General features: G+C 67.4%; 19 protein-coding genes and 1 tRNA gene. 7 read left to right on the top strand and 13 right to left on the bottom strand.

Annotation, left to right across the window (positions count from 1 at the left end):
- Positions 1–644 precede the first annotated feature (644 nt).
- Positions 645–1,097 (top strand): hypothetical protein, encoded by a 453-nt coding sequence (locus ACGFNJ_RS20310; RefSeq protein WP_393450139.1) that lies wholly within the window; start codon positions 645–647, stop codon positions 1,095–1,097.
- A gap of 81 nt (positions 1,098–1,178) precedes the next feature.
- Positions 1,179–1,709: a TIGR03086 family metal-binding protein gene (locus tag ACGFNJ_RS20315; RefSeq protein ID WP_393452198.1), complete on the top strand. Its 531-nt coding sequence runs from the start codon at positions 1,179–1,181 to the stop codon at positions 1,707–1,709.
- Here the strand turns inward: ACGFNJ_RS20315 and ACGFNJ_RS20320 are convergent.
- Positions 1,699–2,538 (bottom strand): CPBP family intramembrane glutamic endopeptidase, encoded by an 840-nt coding sequence (locus ACGFNJ_RS20320; protein ID WP_393450142.1) that lies wholly within the window; start codon positions 2,536–2,538, stop codon positions 1,699–1,701. The genes ACGFNJ_RS20315 and ACGFNJ_RS20320 overlap by 11 nt on opposite strands.
- 215 nt (positions 2,539–2,753) lie before the next feature.
- On the opposite strand from ACGFNJ_RS20320, the gene ACGFNJ_RS20325 reads away from it, so the two are divergent.
- Together ACGFNJ_RS20325 and ACGFNJ_RS20330 are read left to right on the top strand one after the other, a co-directional pair.
- Positions 2,754–3,386 carry a hypothetical protein gene (locus tag ACGFNJ_RS20325; RefSeq protein WP_393450145.1) on the top strand — a complete coding sequence of 211 codons (633 nt, stop codon included), beginning with the start codon at positions 2,754–2,756 and terminating at the stop codon, positions 3,384–3,386.
- A gap of 16 nt (positions 3,387–3,402) precedes the next feature.
- A complete protein-coding gene (locus ACGFNJ_RS20330) occupies positions 3,403–4,812 on the top strand; it encodes a metallophosphoesterase (RefSeq protein ID WP_393450148.1) in 1,410 nt (469 codons plus the stop codon).
- A gap of 44 nt (positions 4,813–4,856) precedes the next feature.
- On the opposite strand, the gene ACGFNJ_RS20335 is transcribed toward ACGFNJ_RS20330, so the two are convergent.
- Positions 4,857–5,582: a winged helix-turn-helix transcriptional regulator gene (locus tag ACGFNJ_RS20335; RefSeq protein ID WP_393450151.1), complete on the bottom strand. Its 726-nt coding sequence runs from the start codon at positions 5,580–5,582 to the stop codon at positions 4,857–4,859.
- A 71-nt stretch (positions 5,583–5,653) separates the two neighbouring features.
- On the opposite strand from ACGFNJ_RS20335, the gene ACGFNJ_RS20340 reads away from it, so the two are divergent.
- Positions 5,654–6,613 carry a PLP-dependent cysteine synthase family protein gene (locus ACGFNJ_RS20340; RefSeq protein ID WP_393450154.1) on the top strand — a complete coding sequence of 320 codons (960 nt, stop codon included), beginning with the start codon at positions 5,654–5,656 and terminating at the stop codon, positions 6,611–6,613.
- A 78-nt stretch (positions 6,614–6,691) separates the two neighbouring features.
- Here the strand turns inward: ACGFNJ_RS20340 and ACGFNJ_RS20345 are convergent.
- Positions 6,692–6,766, bottom strand: a tRNA-Cys gene (locus tag ACGFNJ_RS20345).
- Positions 6,767–6,932: 166 nt separating this feature from the next.
- On the opposite strand from ACGFNJ_RS20345, the gene ACGFNJ_RS20350 reads away from it, so the two are divergent.
- Both ACGFNJ_RS20350 and ACGFNJ_RS20355 read left to right on the top strand, forming a co-directional pair.
- A complete protein-coding gene (locus ACGFNJ_RS20350; RefSeq protein ID WP_393450157.1) occupies positions 6,933–7,484 on the top strand; it encodes a MarR family winged helix-turn-helix transcriptional regulator in 552 nt (183 codons plus the stop codon).
- A gap of 126 nt (positions 7,485–7,610) precedes the next feature.
- Positions 7,611–8,666 (top strand): Hsp70 family protein, encoded by a 1,056-nt coding sequence (locus ACGFNJ_RS20355; RefSeq protein ID WP_393450160.1) that lies wholly within the window; start codon positions 7,611–7,613, stop codon positions 8,664–8,666.
- 64 nt (positions 8,667–8,730) lie between these two features.
- Here ACGFNJ_RS20355 and ACGFNJ_RS20360 read toward each other — a convergent pair whose 3' ends face one another.
- The 10 genes from ACGFNJ_RS20360 to ACGFNJ_RS20405 all read right to left on the bottom strand — a co-directional run bounded on the left by ACGFNJ_RS20360 (position 8,731) and on the right by ACGFNJ_RS20405 (position 19,257).
- Positions 8,731–9,507 carry an enoyl-CoA hydratase gene (locus ACGFNJ_RS20360; protein WP_393450163.1) on the bottom strand — a complete coding sequence of 259 codons (777 nt, stop codon included), beginning with the start codon at positions 9,505–9,507 and terminating at the stop codon, positions 8,731–8,733.
- 119 nt (positions 9,508–9,626) lie between these two features.
- Entirely contained in the window at positions 9,627–10,526 is a 900-nt protein-coding gene (mmsB, locus tag ACGFNJ_RS20365) for a 3-hydroxyisobutyrate dehydrogenase (protein WP_393450166.1), read from the bottom strand.
- Positions 10,519–11,577 carry an enoyl-CoA hydratase/isomerase family protein gene (locus ACGFNJ_RS20370; RefSeq protein ID WP_393450169.1) on the bottom strand — a complete coding sequence of 353 codons (1,059 nt, stop codon included), beginning with the start codon at positions 11,575–11,577 and terminating at the stop codon, positions 10,519–10,521. Before ACGFNJ_RS20370 ends, mmsB begins: the two co-directional genes overlap by 8 nt.
- Positions 11,574–12,713 carry an acyl-CoA dehydrogenase family protein gene (locus ACGFNJ_RS20375; RefSeq protein WP_393450172.1) on the bottom strand — a complete coding sequence of 380 codons (1,140 nt, stop codon included), beginning with the start codon at positions 12,711–12,713 and terminating at the stop codon, positions 11,574–11,576. The genes ACGFNJ_RS20370 and ACGFNJ_RS20375 overlap by 4 nt, the downstream gene beginning before the upstream one ends.
- A 4-nt stretch (positions 12,714–12,717) precedes the next feature.
- Positions 12,718–14,217 carry a CoA-acylating methylmalonate-semialdehyde dehydrogenase gene (locus ACGFNJ_RS20380; RefSeq protein WP_069167749.1) on the bottom strand — a complete coding sequence of 500 codons (1,500 nt, stop codon included), beginning with the start codon at positions 14,215–14,217 and terminating at the stop codon, positions 12,718–12,720.
- Between the two features lie 150 nt (positions 14,218–14,367).
- A complete protein-coding gene (locus ACGFNJ_RS20385; RefSeq protein ID WP_393450176.1) occupies positions 14,368–15,315 on the bottom strand; it encodes a hypothetical protein in 948 nt (315 codons plus the stop codon).
- Between the two features lie 62 nt (positions 15,316–15,377).
- The gene (locus ACGFNJ_RS20390; protein ID WP_393450179.1) at positions 15,378–16,316 is read right to left on the bottom strand and encodes a hypothetical protein; all 939 of its coding nucleotides are present in this window, start codon (positions 16,314–16,316) and stop codon (positions 15,378–15,380) included.
- A 24-nt stretch (positions 16,317–16,340) separates the two neighbouring features.
- Positions 16,341–17,174 (bottom strand): hypothetical protein, encoded by an 834-nt coding sequence (locus tag ACGFNJ_RS20395; RefSeq protein WP_393450182.1) that lies wholly within the window; start codon positions 17,172–17,174, stop codon positions 16,341–16,343.
- A 53-nt stretch (positions 17,175–17,227) separates the two neighbouring features.
- On the bottom strand, positions 17,228–18,262 hold the full coding sequence (locus tag ACGFNJ_RS20400) for a hypothetical protein (protein ID WP_393450185.1): 1,035 nt from the start codon (positions 18,260–18,262) through the stop codon (positions 17,228–17,230).
- Complete coding sequence (locus ACGFNJ_RS20405; RefSeq protein WP_393450188.1) at positions 18,259–19,257, bottom strand: hypothetical protein; 999 nt, start codon at positions 19,255–19,257, stop codon at positions 18,259–18,261. The genes ACGFNJ_RS20400 and ACGFNJ_RS20405 overlap by 4 nt, the downstream gene beginning before the upstream one ends.
- Positions 19,258–19,315: the final 58 nt, after the last annotated feature.

Consider the following 19,315-nt stretch of genomic DNA (forward strand, 5'->3'; position numbering starts at 1 on the left):
CAAATCGAATGGCGCTATTGCCGAATCGCGTGGCCACTGCACAATGCGGATGGATTTTGGTCCGAGACACGCAGGGACGGCGGCCTGCCTCGCCGACATCGGCGGTCAGCGGCAGGCGAGGCGAGCGGATTCGCCTACGATTCGCTTCGAAGTCGCCTGAGATTCGGTTCAACCGGTACAGTTGACTCTGTCACGCAAGTGATGCTGGGCGGTGGGACGCCGATTGCAGTCGACGCCCCACCTGGTGGGTTACCTAGCCCGCAACCAGCGGACCAAGACGAGTGCTCCGGCGACTACAGCAGCGACTGTCAAGAAGATGCCGTAGTCGCCGGAGCCTCTTGCTTTTTCCGGCGATGTTTCGCCATCCCCCACCACCTCCTTCCTCGGCACGACGTGGCCTGGACCAGCTGCCACACCGTCCCTCGAGGGGAGGTGGAAATACCCTAAGTCACCGGAACCGTTGAAACACAACCAGTTCCGGAATTCACCGGACGCTCCGTTTTGGAACGTTCCAATAAGGTCGGGTCCAAATCGAATGGAGCTATTGCCGAATCGCATGCCACTGCACAACGCGGAGGAATTTCGGGCCGAGGCGACAATCAGGCCGCCCACTGGAGCAGGTCAAGTGTCGATAGCATGCGGTGGTGGCTAGAACTTGGGATGAGGCGGAGCTGATCGCAGAGGGCTTCGAGCGGGTGCACATCGAGTCGGAGATATACGACGGGCCCCGTGCCGGCCTCGCCGACATCGGCGGTCAGCCGCATTACTTCGATACCACTCCTGACTGCACGTGGGGTGGAGATGTCGATGAGTACCTCGTATGGCGCGCAAGCGAGCAGGCGGTGGCGTGGGAGTTCGAGCGGTGGGCGATCTATGTCACCTACGCCCAGCGCCTCGAGGCTGGGGAGGTCGGTTCTGGGAGTCATCCGGGGTACGGCGGGATCGACGCCCGGTACGACGAACTGACCCGCCTGCTGGCACCACACCGTGAACGACCGGACACTGCGCGAAAGCTCGTGGCCGAGCTGCGATTCGACCAACGCGAGGGTTATCGCATTGACGGCACCGACTTGTGGTTCCGGTGGACTGCGCAGTAAACCGGCGATTATCAAAGTTTTTGTGGCACTTGCTGTCAGGTGCCATATCCTCGCGGTGTGAGCGCTTCCATCGAGGATCTTGTGCGTGCGTCCGAGGCTGTGGGGGAACTGCTGGTTGCGGTTCGGGCCGAACAGTGGAACGCGCCGACGCCGTGTAGTGCTTGGAATGTGCGGGGGGTGGTTGATCATCTGGTCGGGGTAAATCTGACGTTCGCGGCGCTTGTAGAGGGTGGACCGATGCCTGCGCGCGACGGGGAGCATCTCGGGGATGACCCGATCGAGGCCTACCGGACCTCTACCGCGTCGATGCTGGCCGCCTTCGCTCGGCCTGGCGTGCTCGAGCGCGACTTCTCCGGGGCCACGGGCGCGGATCGGTTGCGGCTGCGGCTCGCTGATCTGATCACGCATGGCTGGGATCTGGCCCAGGCCACCGGGATTCCCGTCGAGCTGCCCGACGAGCTCGCCGAACAGTCGCTGTTCTTCCTCGAAGGACAACTTGCCATGCGCCCTCGCGGCGCCCAATTCGCTGATGCCCAGCCCGTAGATGCCGCCGCGTCGGCCCTGGACCGCCTTGCTGCCTTCGCAGGCCGCTCAGTCCCCTTCAAGGCATAGATCGGTCAGCGCTGGTCGGCCGAACGACGTTTCTGCGGGAGACGAACCACAGGACTACGGCGGTGGTCAGGAAGGGGATGATCACGAAAGCCAGTCCGTTGATGTTGAAGTCGGGGTCGTCGAGTTCGAAGTGGGTCCAACGGGCGGCGAGGAATTGGGTGGGGACCTGGAAGGTGATGTGAAAACCGATGCAGGTCCAGAGATTTCCGGTGGTGGCGCGCAAAGCGCCTAGGACTAGGCCGAAGACGAAGAGCAGGGCGACTCGTTCCGGGGGTAGCGAAGTGCTGATCAGTGCACCCCACGTCGTGAAAAGCACTGCCTGAACTGGAATGGCGACAGCGTTCGGCCAGCGTTCGACGAGGTTGGTGTAGATATAGCCGCGGAAGACAAGTTCTTCCGGCACAGCCTCATACAGGATGACCAGGACAACGAGTCCCAGTAGTGCGGGCAGCGCCTGCGCCAGTGAGGTTTTCATGGTGATCTCGGCCCAGCCGAACCGCAGCATCAACGCTACGGAAATGGCAGCCGGAATTCCCCAGCACGCGGCACCGAAGAGAAAATCACGCCACCCGCGGGCGACGGACGATAATCCCAAGCCGGACCACGGCTTTCGGTCCAGATACCGGCGAGCCAGGTAGACCAGCGGGACAGTGCCCAGCGTCGCGCCGACGGCACGCACGACATGCAGCCCTCGGGTGTAATCCGTCCCTGTCACCGCGGAAAGCCCGGAGATCAACACCAACCACCAGACCGTCACCCCGACAAAGACCACACCGATCCTGATCGCGAGAGCAGGCCGGTTCCGCACACCTTGCGCCGATACCACCACGGCGCGACGGTAACGCGCGGTTCGCGGCCCGCGCATCCTCCGAAATGGTGACGCAGACCCGGATGCACCCTGATCCCGCCACGTCCGGCAACCTTCCGGGCGCGACATGCCCGAGCCTCTCAGCCGTCGGCCCGATCGGCGCCGCTTTCACTCGGCCGGATGCGCGGTTGCCGTAACCTTCGAGGAAGGCAGGGGGGTCGACGGAGGACGAGACGATGACTTATCCGCCGGGCGGGCAGCCGCCGTATCAGGGACCGCAGTATCCGCACGAACCCGAGCAGCCGACCGGCTATCCCCCGCCGACCGACTATCCACCGGCCGAGTACCCGCAATCCGAGTACCCACCGGCCGCGCCCCCGCAGGCCGGTGCTCCCGCACCGCAGCCAGCCAAGAAGACCAAGATCGGTCTGATCGTCGGATTGGTGGCGGTGGTGCTGCTCGCGCTCGGCGGCGCGGTGGTGATCGGGGCGGTGCTGACGGCTCAGGGCAAGGGCCCGCTCGCCTCCGACGGAAAGCGGATCGAAGTGGCGATTCGCGACTTCTACGACACGCTCGAATCGCACGGGTTCAGGGCCGCTGCCGCGAAGGCGTGCGCGGCGGACCGGGCCGAGTTCGACGCGCTGCCCGCACCGCAGCGGGAGGAATTCGACGCGGCAACGATCTCTGTCACCATCGATAAGATCGAGAACATTGTGATCACCGGCGATGCCGCGACCGCGCACATTGTCGGGACGCTTACCCTGTTGGTTCCCGGTCAGGAACCCGACACCGACACCAGCACCACCGAACACCTGAAGAAGGAAAACGGTCAGTGGAAGGTCTGCTCCGCCGGCTCGGGCGCGAACTGACCCGGGTCTCTCGCTCATGACGTGCTGCGGCCCGTCCCGGCGCACCCTGCTCGGCGTCATCGGTGTGGCGGCGCTGCTGCCGCTCGCCGGTTTGCCTGGCGCGAGTCCGGCTGGCGCACAACCGAGTCCGCTGATCGCGACCGATCTGGAGGTGGTCACGATCACCGACCGATCGGTGATCCTGACCTGGACGACGGTGGCGCCGGACCAGGCCGGGCGACTCGTCCCGGTCCCCGCCGACACCGAAGTGCTCCTTGCTCCGGCCGATGCGCCACACGCGCTGGTCCCGGTGTTCGGCGATACGCAGGAAACACCGTTCCATTACGCCGAGATCCACAGCCTCGAACCCGGCCGCGCCTATCACTTCGAGGCACGGTCGCGAGGCGTCCGTGCCGTTCCTGCCCTGTCGTTGACGACGCTGAGCCCCGGATCTCCCGAATGCACCGGCGAATTCACCACTTTGGTGCCGCCGCCGGGTCGCCCGCTGCGCACCATCGCGCTGGCCAACGACGTGCATTACGGCGAGCAGGTCAGCGGAATACTTTTCGACAGCCTGCCGCCCGGCTTCCGCCAGGACGTGCCGCCCTACCCCGAGGTGATGCTTGCCGCGTTGCTCGACGATCTGCGTCGTCCGGACCGCGGCGCCGACCTGCTGCTCATCGCAGGCGATCTGACAAGCGAAGCGTCGCTTGGTGATACGCGCGCAGTGCGCGCGCATCTCGACAGCTGGGGCACCATGGGCACGGACTATCTTGTGGTCCGCGGCAACCACGACCGCCCGCACGTCGGCCCGGACTACGCGGCGTGCCAACCGGCACCGGCCGACCACCACGACTGTTTTGCCGACGCGTTCACCCCGCGCCAGCAACTGCTCGAGCACGACCTCGGCGGCCTGCGCCTGCTCGGCATGGACACGAGCGAACTCGACGGGTCGGGCGGCACCATCGACCGCCCGCAATTCGACGTGCTCACCGAGCGACTGCGGGCCGATCCGGACCGGCCGACGCTGGTGTTCGGCCACCACCCGGTCACCGTCGAATCCGGCCTGACCAATCTGGCCGGACCTGGATTCGTCTTGAACGGCCGCGACAGCGCCGAACTGCAAGCCCTCTATGCGCGCACTCCCGGCGTTTTTCTGCAGCACAGCGGCCATACCCACCGCAATCGCCGCACCCGCCCCGACACCGCGGCCGCCGTCGAATTCCTGGAAGTGGCTGCGGTGAAGGAATATCCGGGCGGCTACTGCCTGCTCCGGCTGTACGAGGGCGGCTACATGGTCAATTTCTACAAGACCCGCACCGACGCCGCCCGCCGCTGGAGCACCGTCACCAGGGGCGAATACTTCGGCCTGCTCCCGGATTACACGCTGGGCACCACGGCCGACCGCAACCACGTTGTGCTGCGTGACTTCTCGGGACTCGGGTAGCGACAGACAAGCTGGTCGTGCCGACGTCAGTACCGCACGGGGAGCTAGTCGACTGCGTCCGCACCGAAGACGTAGCGCAGGAACCAGCGGTTCATCTGGCGTTGTAATGTCCTGTCGCCGTGCACCTCTACTGCGGGCGAGCGCAACAGTTGCGGCCAGGACAGTTCACCGAGCCACCACCGGGTGACCTCGTCGGTCGGCCCGGTGAGCCAGACGTCGACCGGCGCTCCGGTGTCTTCTCGGCACAACTCGACGCTCGTTCGCGAGAGATGCAGCCAGAAGTTGCGATCGTCCGGTGCGCGGTCGGTGAATTCGAGCGCGAGGACGACCGTGCGCTCCGGCAGCGCCGCCTGGTCGACGCGGCGCCGCATATCCCAGGTGAGCGCGGCGGTGTCGAGGTGGTCGCCTGCGAGCGCCGCCCCGTCGGCGCGAGTGGCCCAGTGCGCCAGTTCCCGCAGCACCGGAAACAGCGCGGTACCCGTTGCGGTGAGCTGGTATTTGCCGTCGACGATCGCGACGATGTCGGCGGACCGAAGAATCCGCAGCCGCGCGGACAGCGTCGCCCGTGGGATGCGCGGCAAGCCGCGGCAGATGTCGGTGAAGGTCGTCGCGCCGAGCAATAGTTCTCGCACGATGAGCAGCGTCCACCGCTCGCCGAGCAGCTCCAATGCTCTCGCCACCGCACAGAACTGACCGTATCCACTACTGCCGGTGCGGCGTTCGGCTTCGCCACGCGCGGCGGAAGCCGTTCCGGTGACTCGCTTGCTCATCACTGCAGCGTAGGCGCGCGGTTCAATCTTTGAACTAGTTCGGCGCGCTGGCCGAACCGATGATCAGCGCTATGGCACAGACACAGATTCCGACATCGAGTCCAAATATCTTGCAGCACATCGGCGGCACGTCCTTGCTTGCGTTGCGTCGCATCGTGCCGGAGCACGGCGGACGCATCTTGCTGAAGCTCGAAAGCGAAAACCCCACCGGCAGCATGAAGGACCGCCCTGCACTGGCGATGATTCAGGCCGCCGAGGCCGCAGGACGCCTCGAAGCCAATGGGACCGTCGTGGAGTACACCGGAGGCAGCACCGGAGTATCTCTCGCCTTGGTTTGCGCGGTGCGCGGGTATCGGCTGCACGTCGTGAGCTCGGATGCCTTCGCCCGGGAAAAGCTCGACCATATGCGCGCTTTCGGCGCCGACGTCGAAGTCGTACCGAGCGTGGACGGGCGGATGACGGAGCAGCTGACCTTGGCGATGATCGACGCGGCCCGCGCGATCACCGAGCGGACGGGCGGCTACTGGACCGATCAGCTGAACAATGAGGCCCAGCTACAGGGCTATACCGCACTGGGAGAGGAGGTTTGGGAGCAGACCGGCGGCCGAATCGATGGCTTCGCGCAGTGCGTCGGCACCGCCGCTTCACTGCGGGGGACAGGAGCGGCCCTGCGTCGGCACAATCCGCGGATCGAGATTGTCGCAGTCGAGCCCGCCGAATCTCCGGTCCTCTCCGGCGGCCCGACAGGTGCGCACGGAATAGACGGCGTCGGCGCCGGATTCGTGGTGCCGCTCTGGCAGGCGGACACCGCCGATCGCATCGAACTGGTCTCCACGCAGGAAGCCGACGCGATGGCGCTGCGGCTGGCCCGCGAGGAGGGGCTGTTCGCCGGAACGTCCACCGGCGCCAATGTGGTTGCCGCGCTGCGGATATCCGAGCAGCTCGGTCCGAACGCAACCATCGTCACCGTCATGTGCGACACCGGCATGAAGTACCTCAGCCGACGAGCACCGCGCGATGGGTCGCACTGACGACGGCTCGCAGGTGCTCGACTCGGCGGTGGCGTACACCGAGCCGAGCACCCGTCCGAGGCGAACCTCGACCCGACTTGGAGCGAGCGGCGGGAATTGAACCCGCGTAAACGGCTTTGCAGACCGTTGCCTCAACCACTCAGCCACGCCCGCCTCGCGATTGATAGTGCCCGCGATCGAAGAGCGACCACACCCTTGCACTCAGTCTGATTCGAAGGACCGCCGCGACGCGACAGGCGATGTCCGCTCGCGGACACTGTGATCCGAAGCCCCGCTGGATGTCCCCGACCAGCGCGCACCAGCATGGAATGATCGGACCATGTCTCGGCCACGTCCCCTTCCGCTCGATCCGATCGAGGAGGCCCATCGTCAATGGGTCGGCCACGGCTGGGGTGCGGTGGCCGACGGCATGGCCGCGGTGACCTCCCTGGTTCGAGCCCAGCAAATCGTGATGGCCAGGGTGGACGACGCCCTGAAACCGACCGGTTTGACGTTCTCCCGGTACGAACTGCTCATGCTGCTGAGCTTCAGCAAGACCGGCGCACTGCCGATGGCGAAGGCGAGCGCGCGGCTCCAAGTGCACCCGACCAGCGTGACCAACACGGTCGACCGGCTGGAGTCGGCGCGACTTGTCGTTCGCGTGCCGCATCCCACCGACCGGCGCGCTACGCTTATCGAGATCACCGACGCGGGAAGAGAATTGGTCGCGCAGGCGACCGAGGAGCTCAACACGAAGGTCTTCGCACAGCCCGGCCTCGCGCCGGACGGGCTGCACACCTTACTCCAGCTATTGGCGGAATTCCGACACGCCGCAGGCGACTTCGACACGGGCGACGAACCGGCCCGCTGGTCCGCGACCGACGCGGAGTGAATTGTCCGTACTGGACGGTCCAATACACCACCGAATTGACCACGGAGTAACGGTCCGGCATCCAACTAGCGAATTTCTCGGGGTGTTCACTTGGCAGCGGCGACGAAAAGGTCCACCATGTAAATCATGGTGCTGGTCTTGGGGGTATCGGCGGGCGCTGGTGGCGCACGCGCGATGCTGACGCATTCCGATCAGCCACACCTCCCGCCGATCGACCGGTGCACGGTGCCGCGCCGTGCGGGCGGCAGCGTCGAAGAACCCGTTTTCGAGGCGATCCGCCAGATGCGCGGCGCCGCCGACCGCCGCGACGAACTCGTCACCGGAACGGCCGTGACCTGCCGCTGCACCATGCATGCCGACGCCATTCGGACCACGGCGGGCCGCAACCGGCTCACCATCGTCGACGAACCGCTCGCCCAGCTGCGCTACCTGCGCTTCAGCGGCCAGCTGCCGGACGAAGGCTCGGTGCTCCTCTACGACCTCGGCAGTTCCGGACTCACCATCACCCACGCCGACTGCCGCACCGACACCATCATCGCCGGTAAACGCAGCACGGTGCTCGGCGGCGACGGCTACGACGCGCTGCTGCGCTGGCAACTGGCCCGCGGCGGCGTGCTCACCGACAAGCTGACCAGCCGCAGGCACCGGGAGGCGCTGAGCAGCGAGCGGGTGGTCACCGCGATCGACCCGATCTCCGGCGGCCGCGAGGTCGTCACCCGCAGTGACCTGGCCGAATTGTGCGCCGCGAGCATCCACCATTCGGCGTCGTTCGTGCACCAGCTCATCGAGGAGAGCGGCGTCCGGCCCGAGGCGTTGGTGCTGCTCGGCGGCTGCACCCGCAATCCGAACATCCGCGAGGAGCTCGCCGAACTGATCGACCTGCCGATCATCTACGACCCGGAACCCGACTACGTCTCGGCGCGCGGCGCCGTCCTGCTCGCCGCCGAACGCCACGGCGGCGACGTCCGGATGGCCCGCGCCAGGACCGGCGCCGCGCTGTCCGCGTCGCTGGTGCACGGCCCGGTCGACCGCCGCAAGCTCATCGCCGCCGTCGCGGTGACCGCGGCGCTCGGCGCGACGATCGCGGGAATCCTTGCGATGGACCGTGGTTCGGCCGAGCCCGGCCGCGGCAGCACGCCGACGCCCGCGGAAATCAGCGGACCGTCATCGAGTTTCGGCTAGCGAGAAGACATTAAGTGGATCGACATTCTGCCCGCCTGGAACGTTCCAGGCGGGCACTAACCACTCAGCGGTTGGTGAATTTCGCCGGACGCTTCTCGACGAAGGCGGTCATGCCTTCCTTCTGATCGTCGATGGCGAACAGCGAATGGAAGACCCGGCGTTCGAACCGCAAGCCTTCGGCAAGCGTCGTCTCGAAGGACCGGTTGACCGCTTCCTTCGCAATCATGGTGACCGGCAACGACATCGACGCGATGGTCTCGGCGACCTCGAGCGCGGTGTCGAGCAGCGCGTCGGCGGGCACGATGCGCGAAACAAGCCCGGCGCGCTCGGCCTCCTCGGCATCCATGTTGCGACCGGTGAGCACCAGATCCATCGCCTTGGCCTTGCCGATGGCACGGGTGAGCCGCTGCGAGCCGCCGATGCCGGGGATGACACCGAGCTTGATCTCCGGCTGACCGAACTTGGCGGTGTCCGCCGCGATCAACAGGTCGCAGATCATGGCGAGCTCACAGCCGCCGCCGAGGGCGTAGCCCGCGACCGCCGCGATGGTCGGCTTGCGAAACTGGGCGAGCCGGTCCCAGCGGGCGAAGTAGTCGTTCAGGAACATGTCCATGTACGACTTGGGCTGCATCTCCTTGATATCGGCGCCCGCCGCGAAGGCCCGGTCCGACCCGGTGATGACGACGGCGCCGATCTCGTCGTCACGCTCCAGCTCGTCCAGCGCGGCGATGACGTCGTCGAGGACCTGGGCATTCAGCGCGTTGAGCGCCTTCGGGCGGTTCAGCGTGATCCAGCCGACCCGGCCTTTGCGCTCCAGCAGAATCGTCTCGAAGTCGGTCACTAGACACCTTCTCGGTCGGGGGAAGTGATACATCGGTGACGATACCGCCGCCTGGCCCACTCACTCGGCGAGCGGTCGGTAGAGGTCAGGCGGCATCGGTTTCAGGCAATCGCGGCAGCTCACGCACCAGGCGCGGGATCCGCACTCCGGCCACGTATTTCGGTGACGATGGCCGAGAAGTCCTTTCCCGCACCGGTTTGGTTGAACCGTTGGTAGATCTCGGCGGCAAGCAGGCCGAGCTGGCCGTCGACGCTGTTCTCGCGCAACGCATTCGCCGCAAGACCCAGGTCCTTGTTCATCAGGGCGGTGGCGAAGCCCGGCTGGTAGTCGTTGTTGGCCGGGCTGGCCGGCACCGGCCCTGGAACCGGACAGTAGCTGGTCAACGCCCAGCTCTGGCCCGAGGCCGTGGAGACGACGTCGAAGAACGACTGGTGGGTCAGGCCGAGCTTCTCGCCGAGCACCAGCGCCTCGGACAGGCCGATCATGGAGATGCCGAGCAGCATGTTGTTGCAGATCTTGGCGGCCTGACCGACCCCGGCGCCGCCGCAGTGCACGACCTTGCCACCCATCACCTCGAGCACCGACAGCGCGTCGGCGAAATCCTCGGCGCCGCCGCCGACCATGAAGGTGAGTGTGCCCGCCGCGGCACCGGCGACACCGCCGGAGACCGGGGCGTCCAGTGCGCGGTGTCCCGCGCCGATGGCGAGCACGGCGGCGGACTTGGCGTCGGCGACGTCGATGGTGGAGCAGTCGATGAACAAGGTGCCCGGCTTGGCGGCGGGGAGCAGCTCGGCGTATACGTCGAGGACGAGTTTCCCGTTGGGCAGCATGGTGATCACGGTGCCCGCGTCCGCTGCCTCGACAGCCGTGCTCACGACGGTGGCGCCTGCGCTGATGGCCTGCTCCTGCGCGGCGGGCACCGGATCGTAGGCCAGCACTTCATATCCGGCCTTGACGAGGTTCGCCGCCATCGGCGCCCCCATGTGGCCGAGTCCGAGGAATCCGATCTTTTCAGTCATTGCTCACCAAACCCAGTTCCTGATCGCCCAATTCGGCGAAATATGCGTCGACCTGCGCGGCGGTGACGTCGGCGAGGCGCGCCGGCGACCACTGCGGGTTGCGGTCCTTGTCGATCACCTGCGCACGGATGCCCTCGACCAGATCGTGCGAGGACAGCGACGCGATGGAGACCCGGTATTCCTCGTTCAGCACCGATTCGAGATCCGACGCGGTGCGTGCCGAGCGCAACGAGCGGAGCGTGACCTTCAGCGCGACAGGCGATTTCGCGAGAATATCGGCGGCAGCCTTGGCGGCCTCCGGTACCGCGCTCGCCTGCAGGTTCGCGACGATCTCGTCCACCGTGTCGGCGCGGTAGCAGCTGTCGATCCACGCCCGCTGCGCGAGCAGGCCGGATTCCGGTGCGTCGGTGGCGAACTTGGCGATCGCGATGTCGGCCGCCTCGGTGCGCAACGTATCCAGCAGCGCGGGAAGGTGTTCGGCGGCCACGTAATAGTCGGCGAACCCGGCCGCGATCGCGTCACCCGCGTCCATCCGCGCGGTGGTCAGCGCGACGTGGGTGCCGAGCTCGCCCGGTGTCTTGGCGAGCAGATAGGTGCCGCCCACATCGGGGATGAAGCCGATGCCGACCTCGGGCATGCCGACCTTGGAACGCTCGGTGACGATCCGGTGGCTGCCGTGGCCGGAAAGGCCGACCCCACCGCCCATCACGATGCCGTCCATCACCACGACGTACGGCTTCGGATAGCGCCCGATCAGCGCGTTGAGCACGTACTCGTCGCGCCAGAACCGGCCGGTCGGCGAATCCGGGCCCGCCGCACCGCCGGCGGCGTCCCGGTGGATCGCGACGATATCGCCGCCCGCGCACAGGCCACGCTCCCCCGCGCCGGTGACGGCGACGGTGCGGACCGCATCATCATCGGCCCAGGCGCGCAGCGCGTCGGTAATGGCAAGCGCCATCTCGTGATTCAACGCGTTGATGGCCTTGGGCCGGTTCAGGGTGATGAGCCCGAGCCCGTCCTGTTTCTCGATGAGAACTTCCGGTTCCGTCATGCCGCTCCTCCGACAGCGCGGGCGACGACCACCCGCATGATTTCGTTGGTGCCCTCGAGGATCTGGTGCACCCGCAGATCTCGAACGATCTTCTCCAGCCCGTATTCGGCCAGATAGCCGTAACCGCCGTGCAGCTGCAGCGCCTTGTTCGCCACCTCGAAGCCCGCATCGGTGGCGAAGCGCTTTGCCATGGCGCACAACTCGACCTTGTCCGGAGCGTCGGCGTCGAGCGCGCCCGCCGCCCGCCACAGCAGGGTGCGGGCCGCCTCCAATTCGGTACGCATATCGGCCAATTGGAAGCGCAACGCGTCGTTCTTCAGCAGCGGTTTGCCGAACGCATGCCGCTCGGCCAGATACGGGACGGTCTTGTCCAGCGCCGCCTGCGCGCCGCCGACCGAGCAGGCGGCGATGTTCAGCCGCCCGCCGTTGAGGCCGTTCATCGCGATGCGGAAACCGTCGCCCTCCGCGCCGAGCAGGTTCGCCGCGGGCACCCTGGCATCGTCGAAGAGCACCTGCCTGGTCGGCTGGGCGTTCCAGCCCATCTTTCTTTCGTTGGCGCCGAAGGAGATTCCCGGGGTGTCGGCGGGCACGATGAACGCCGAGATGCCGCGCGCACCCGTGTCGCCGGTGCGCGCCATCACCACATACACATCGGTGGCGCCCGCGCCGGAGATGAATTGCTTGGCCCCGTTGAAGATGTAGTCGTCGCCGTCGCGAACCGCCTTGGTGCTCAAGGCCGCCGCGTCCGAGCCGACGCCGGGCTCGGTCAGCGCGTAGCTGGCGAGCAGCTCCATCGACGTGAGCCGCGGCAACCAGCGTTGCCGCTGGGTCTCGTCGCCGTAGCTGTCGATCATCCAGGTCGCCATGTTGTGGATGGAGATGTAGGCGGCGACGGCCGGGCAGCCGGTGGCGAGCTGCTCGAAGATGCGCACCGCGTCGAGCCTGCGCAGGCCCGACCCGCCGACGTCCTCCTGGACATAGATGCCGCCGAGGCCGAGCGGGCCCGCCTTGCGCAGCACGTCGACCGGAAAGTGCTTCTGCTCATCCCATTCCAGGGCGTTCGGCGCGAGGAACTCGTCGGCGAAGCCGCGCGCGGTGTCGCGGATCGCCTTCTCGTCGTCGTCGAGGATGAACATCGCCTCAGTCCATCGTCGGGATGACGAAGGCGTTGCTCTCTTTGAGACCGGAGGGCCAGCGCTGCGTCACCGTCTTGGTCTTGGTGTAGAAGCGGATCGAGTCCGGGCCGTGCTGGTTCAAATCGCCGAAGCCGGAACGCTTCCAGCCGCCGAAGGTGTAGTACGCGATCGGGACCGGGATCGGCACGTTGATGCCGACCATGCCGACCTGCACGCGGGCGGCGAAGTCACGGGCGGTGTCGCCGTCGCGGGTGAAAATCGCGACGCCGTTGCCGTATTCGTGCTCGTTGGCCAGGCGCAGGCCCTCCTCGTAGTCCTTGGCGCGGACCACGCTCAGCACCGGACCGAAGATCTCCTCCTGGTAGATCCGCATGTCCGGGGTGACCTTGTCGAACAGCGTTGCGCCGACGAAGTATCCGTCCTCGGCGCCTGCCACGGTCACGCCGCGCCCGTCGACCACCAGCTCGGCCCCCTCATCGATGCCGATCTGGACGTACTTGTTCACCCGGTCCACGCCGTCCTGGCCGACCAGCGGGCCGAAGTCGGCGCCGGGATCGTCGGAGCGGCCGATGTTCAGCTTGTGCACCCGCTCGGTGAGCTTGGCCAGCAGGCGATCTGCGGTCTCCTCGCCGACCGGGACCGCCACCGAGATGGCCATGCACCGCTCGCCCGCGGAACCGTAACCGGCGCCGATCAATTGGTCGGCGACATCGTCGAGGTCGGCATCCGGCATCACGATGGCGTGGTTCTTGGCGCCGCCGAAGCACTGGGCGCGCTTGCCGTTCGCGGTCGCGGTCTCGTAGATGTACTGGGCGATCGGGGTGGAGCCGACGAAGCCGACGGCCTTGATCCGCGGATCGTGCAGCAGCGCGTCGACGGCTTCCTTGTCGCCGTTGACCACGTTGAACACGCCGGGCGGCAGGCCTGCCTCGAGGAACAGCTCGGCCAGGCGCAGCGGCACCGAGGGGTCGCGCTCGGAAGGCTTGAGCACGAACGCGTTTCCGGTCGCCAGGGCCGGACCGGCCTTCCACAGCGGGATCATGGCGGGGAAGTTGAACGGGGTGATGCCCGCGACGACGCCGAGCGGCTGGCGCATCGAGTAGACGTCGATGCCGGTGCCCGCGCTCTCGGTGTATTCGCCCTTGAGCAGGTGCGGGATGCCGGTGGCGAACTCGATCACCTCGAGGCCGCGCTGAATGTCGCCCTTTGCGTCCGCGATGGTCTTGCCGTGCTCCGAGGAGAGCAGCGCCGCAAGGGAATCCATCTCGTCCTGCACCAGCGTCAGGAACTTCATCAGCACCCGCGCCCGCCGCTGCGGGTTGAACGCGGCCCACACCTGCTGCGCCGCTTCGGCGTTCGCGATGACGGCCTCGACCTCGGCTTTGCTGGCCAGCGGCACCCGCGCCTGCACCTGGCCGAGATTCGGGTCGAAGACGTCACCGAAATTGCCCGAGGTGCCCGCGACGTGCTGCCCGCCGATGAAATGAGTGAGTTCGCGAACCATGCCAGTCCTTCTCGTAGCCGACCATGAGACCGCGCGACGCGGTATGCCGGTCATCCTATAGTTGGACGTCCATGTATTTGCCGACTGTGATTCATCCCACGCTTTCGTCAGTGATGTATCCGACGCCTACCAGGCGGTTTGCCCGAGAAGCTAGGCGGAATCCTTCGAGGAACGGGTGAGGACATAGGCCCCGGCCCCGAGCACGATGGCACCGATCACGAGGACGACGCAGGCGGCGACGAAGGGATCGTCGGTCCATTCGGTCACCGCAGAACCCACCGCGATCGCGACGGCAAGCCCGCCGCCGAGGACGAGCACCATCGAGCGTCGCTGCGCGAACAGCGCGAAGCAGACCGCGGCAACCAGCACGCTGAGCAGAAACGCCCACGGCCGGTCGTCGGCCTGCACCATCAGCGCGCCGACCAGCGCAATGCTCACCCCGATCGCATAGCCGAGCCAGCTCTCCACGAAGACGTCGATCCTGGTGAGCGCGAACCAGATTCCGCCGACCACGAGCATGCCGATGCCGACCCAGACATCGTCGGCATTCATCAGATCGCCGAGCGCCCACGGGATCGCCGAGCCGCTGAACAGGCCGCAGGCGAGCATGCCGATCACCGAAGGCACGGCGGCATAGCCGAGCACGGCCGCCACCAGGCCCGCGAGCACCGCCCACGACCCGGCATCGTCGGAGCCGTTGTCCAGCGCGGTGCCAACGGTCCCGGCCACCGCCCCTGCGGCCAAGGCGAGCAGTGCCGACCCCAGCCGGACGCGAGGCCCGTGCGTGCCGCGCACGAACAACCGGGTCGGCCCGCCGACCACCGCGATCCCGGCCAGCACCAGCCCGATCGAGACGGCGGCCAGCACCGCGACCCGGCCACCGAGCGCGAGGTCCTCCCACGACGAACCGACCACCAGCGCGATCCCGCTGAACACCAAGCCAGCGCCGATATACGCCGCGATCTCGGCGACGACCTTGCCGCGCGGCCGCTGCTCCTGCGACGCCAGCGCGACCATGACGGCCTCGAACTGCGTCTCGGTCAGCACGCCGTCGTCGACCAGCTTCCAGACGGCACCCGCCCGATGGTTCGTCGCCATCGACCCAGTATGTCCGGACGATCACCGTTCCTGCGGCACCTTCGCCCGACGATGTGTCGCGATCAGGATTCGGGGCCAAGCTCCACGACGGTGCCGGGGTGCGCGAGGGACGCGACGGTGATACGCCCGCCCTTGGCCTGGTCGATGATCTGGCCCTGCCATGCGACGAAGCAGGAGGCGATGTCGCTGTTGTAGGCGCGGGCGAGGATGGGCGCGAGCACCTTGGCGAGCTCGCCCTCCGCGGCGATGAGCTGGCCGCGGTAGGGGCCGTAGTACGGCAGGATCGCCTGCAGCACAACCGCTTCCACGCCCTGAACCTGGCTGATGAACGGGTCGAGCACCGGCTGGTACTGCGCGATCACCGGCGCGATCTCGGCGAGCACCGGACCTGCCAGCTGCAGGATGGGCTGGTACACATTGCCGAGCGCGAACGCCTCCGAGGAGAACGGACCGGCCAGCGGGGCCAGGCCGATCAGCGAAGCGAGACCGCCCTGCTGCTTCGGCGCGGGCCAGCCGAGCGAGCACGGGGGCTGGGCGGCGGACGGGGCCGCGGCGAACGGGTTGGTGCTTTCGCCCCCGCCGAGGGGAACCGAACCGTTCGGCGTGCCCGCGCCCAGTGGCACCGAGGCACTCGGACCACCCAGTGGCACAGAACTATTCGGCGCACCGGGGTTCGACGGCGCAGGCTTGGCGCCTGCGCCGGGGGTGATCGCTACGGCGGCAGGGACACCGCGGGCGCCGCCGAGCGGAACCGCGGCAGCGGGCGCCGGACCGGCGGGCGCGGGTGCGGCCTTCGGCGGCTCGACCGGCGCCGGAGCCGCGGGGACCGCCGGCTTCGCGGCGGCGGCCGCCTGCTCCTGGGTGACCACCACGGTGGTCACCTCGTTGTCTTCGCGGACCGTCAGCGCGGTGACCGCGACGGCGCTGCCGATGACCGTCAGCGCGGCTACCGCGCGGATGGCGCCTGCCAGCGCGGGCCGGGTCGTCGTGCGAGAACTCATCGGACCGTACTCCTTCGGATATGGCTATTTGGCCGGGGCGGCAGGGGAATTGGGTGCTGGCGTGTTCGGTGCGGCGGCATCGGGCTCGAAGACGCCCTCCAGATGCCACACACCGGTGAAGCCGTTGAACGGACCGCCGACGATGAGGCTGGTCCATTGCAGAGTGAACTTGCGGGACTTGGCGTCGTAGCTGCCGGTGGCCGAGGGGCCTTGGGCCGCATCGGAACTCGGCTTGTCGAACCATTGCTTGGCGACCCAGTCCCAGACCTTCTGGACCTGTTCGGCGCCGGCCACCTGCGCGTCCTGCTTCTCCGGCGGCTTCGGCGCGCCCTGGTTGAACTCCTGGTCGTTCCAGGAGGCCGCCCAGGACGACAGGTTCGCGGTCAGCGTGCCGCCGTCGGCGATCACCGAGGGCGGTGGCACCCGGCGCTGAGTTTGCGGATCCACCGGGTTGGTAGAGATGCCGAACTCGACGGCGAAGAACTTGGTCGGCTTGGTGATCGACGCCGCCAGCGAATTGCCCTGGGCAAAACCAGGATTCGGTTCGCTCTGGTAACCGCCGATCCGCAGCCCGCCCGCGGTGCCCGGCTCGAGCAGGGTGGTCGACCCGTTCTGTGCGGGCGAGTCGCCATTGGGCATGTAGGGGCCCTTCTCCGGCGTGCCGCCCGGCTGCACCATCCGGAACCAGGTACCGGCGACGCTGTCACCCGCGACCGCGCCAGGGGTGAACCGCAGCAATCCGACCAGTGGGACGGGCCCGCTCGACGCGGAGGTATCGCCGCTGTCGCTGGAACATCCGGACACCGTCAACGCCAGCGCGGCGAGCAAAGCCACCGCGATCGACTGTCCTGCCCTCATGCCGGATCGCCTCCCTGTTGTGTTCGCCCAAGATCGGACCGTTGACGTCGTGCTCATTTCCGTGCTCCGCGAAGCGAAGTCGCCCGGCTGAACGCGAGTACTCGACTCGGCACTCGAAGCCCGTCCACCGTCGCGGCGAGCGCGAGAATGCCGGGCAGCAGATAGCAGAAGCCGAGGCCACGGAACGCGCCGAAGCCGAGCGGTCGCGTCGATTCATTCAGTGCGACAACGGCGTCGAAGTTTCGAACGTTGTCGTTGATCGCACCGATGAGCTCGGCGAACCGGGAAGTCATCTGCTGCCAACGCGCTTCGAGCGTGGTGATGCCGGTGAGGTCGGCCTCCGGGTGCGCGGCGCGGACCGCACCGGTGTAGCGGCTGTTCAGCTCACCGTCGGCGGCGACAATCGTGACGAAATAGCCCTGCAAGGTGCGGACCTCGTCGTGGGTGACGATCGGACGCAGATCATCGAGCATCGGCTGCGCCGCGGACGAAGCCTGGAACAATCCACCGAACAGCGGAACGGCGATCAGCCCGACGGCGGCCAGCCCCGCAAGCGAGCGCCAGACGATGGCTTGCTTACCCGCCTGCGCCTGCCGGAATCCGAGCACACCCGCCGTGGCGAGCACCAACCCCGGTAGCGCGAACAACCACGGCAAGGTGCCGAAAGGTGGTACGGCGGCGAGCTTTTCGTAGTTGCCACGGTTGTCGTCGATCGCGCCGATCATCCCGGACATGCGATAGCGGATCTCCGGGTAATCACGAACGAACTGGTCGACGCGGTCGAAGGTGCCCGGCTGCTGGCCGTTGCGCTGCACCGTGAGGACATTCGTCCTGGCGTCATCGAGCACCTGTAGATCGTCGCGGTAGCCGTCGAGGCTCGAGCGCGTCATGTACGGCCCGAACGCGTCGATCATCGCCTCCCCCTTGACCGCTCGCGGAAACATGCCGGTGACGATCGGCGCCAGCACCAGCAGCACGCCGAGCGCCGTGAGCAGGACGAACGGCCAGCGGGTTGCCGGCTTCGGGGGCGCTGGTTCGGGATTCGAGACGAACTCCGAATAGGCGGGCAGCCCCGACACGGCGGTCACTGTCGTTGCCGACGGACGATCCGGTCCGCGTTGAAGAACACACCGGCCGCCGCGATCGCGACCACGAACAGGGTCGGCAGCACCCAGGCCGGGGTGCGGTCTTCCCGCGGGACCTCGATGGTCTTGGTCGCCAGCACCGGATCGGTGTGCGCGGATTGCGACTGGTTCTGCGCCACCGGCACCGCAGCATCGACCGGGGCGGGAGCCGCGGCCGGTACCGCAGGAGCAGCGGGGGCACCGGGCGCCGGAGCGGCCGGGGCGGCCGCAGGAGCCGCGGGCGGGGCGGCGATCGGGGCGGCGGCCGGAGCCGCCTGCGGGACGCTGCCGCGGTACTGACCCGCCAGGTGCCACAGTCCGGTGAAGTTGTTGAACGGTCCGCCGACGATCTGACTCGTCCACTCGATCACGAAATTGCCTGCGCCGTCGATGGTTCCGTGCAGCGGGCTGGTCTTGCCCGGCAGTCCACCACCCGGCTTCGGCGAGCCCTGGTTGAACACCTGGTTGTTCCAGGTGACCCCGAGGCTGCTGAGGTCGCCGGAGACCTGCCCGCCGTCGGAGAACAGCTGCGGCACGCCGGTGCCGCTGCCGGTCTGCGGGTCGGTGGGGTTGGTCGCGGTGGCGAAGTCGACGCCGTAGAAGCGCACCGGGGTCGTGACCCGACCCGACTGGGCGTTGCCCGCGCCGTCGAACGCCGCGGCAGGCTGCGGCTGATAGCCGCCACTGACCAGACCGCCGTCGCTGCCTGCGGACAGCGGAGTAACCGTCTGGTCGCTGCACTGCGAATCACTGTTGGCCAGGTAAGGGCCACCCGCATCGCCCGTCGGCAGAATCATCCGGAAGAAGCTGCCGGTCACCGAACCGCCGGAGCAGACGCCGGGCGCGAGGGCGAACAGCCCGTTCAGCGGCGCGGGTTCCGCGTGCGCGAACGGGGCGGCGAGCATCGAAAGGCCGAGGGCGGCGACCGCGGCGGTGAGCCGATAAGAATTCCGTCCCATTGATTCGTCCTTAGGTGAATTCGGCAGTGGATTTCGCGCCTACGAGCGGAAAGCAGGG

The organism is Nocardia sp. NPDC049149, assembly GCF_043197455.1.
Lineage (GTDB): Bacteria > Actinomycetota > Actinomycetes > Mycobacteriales > Mycobacteriaceae > Nocardia.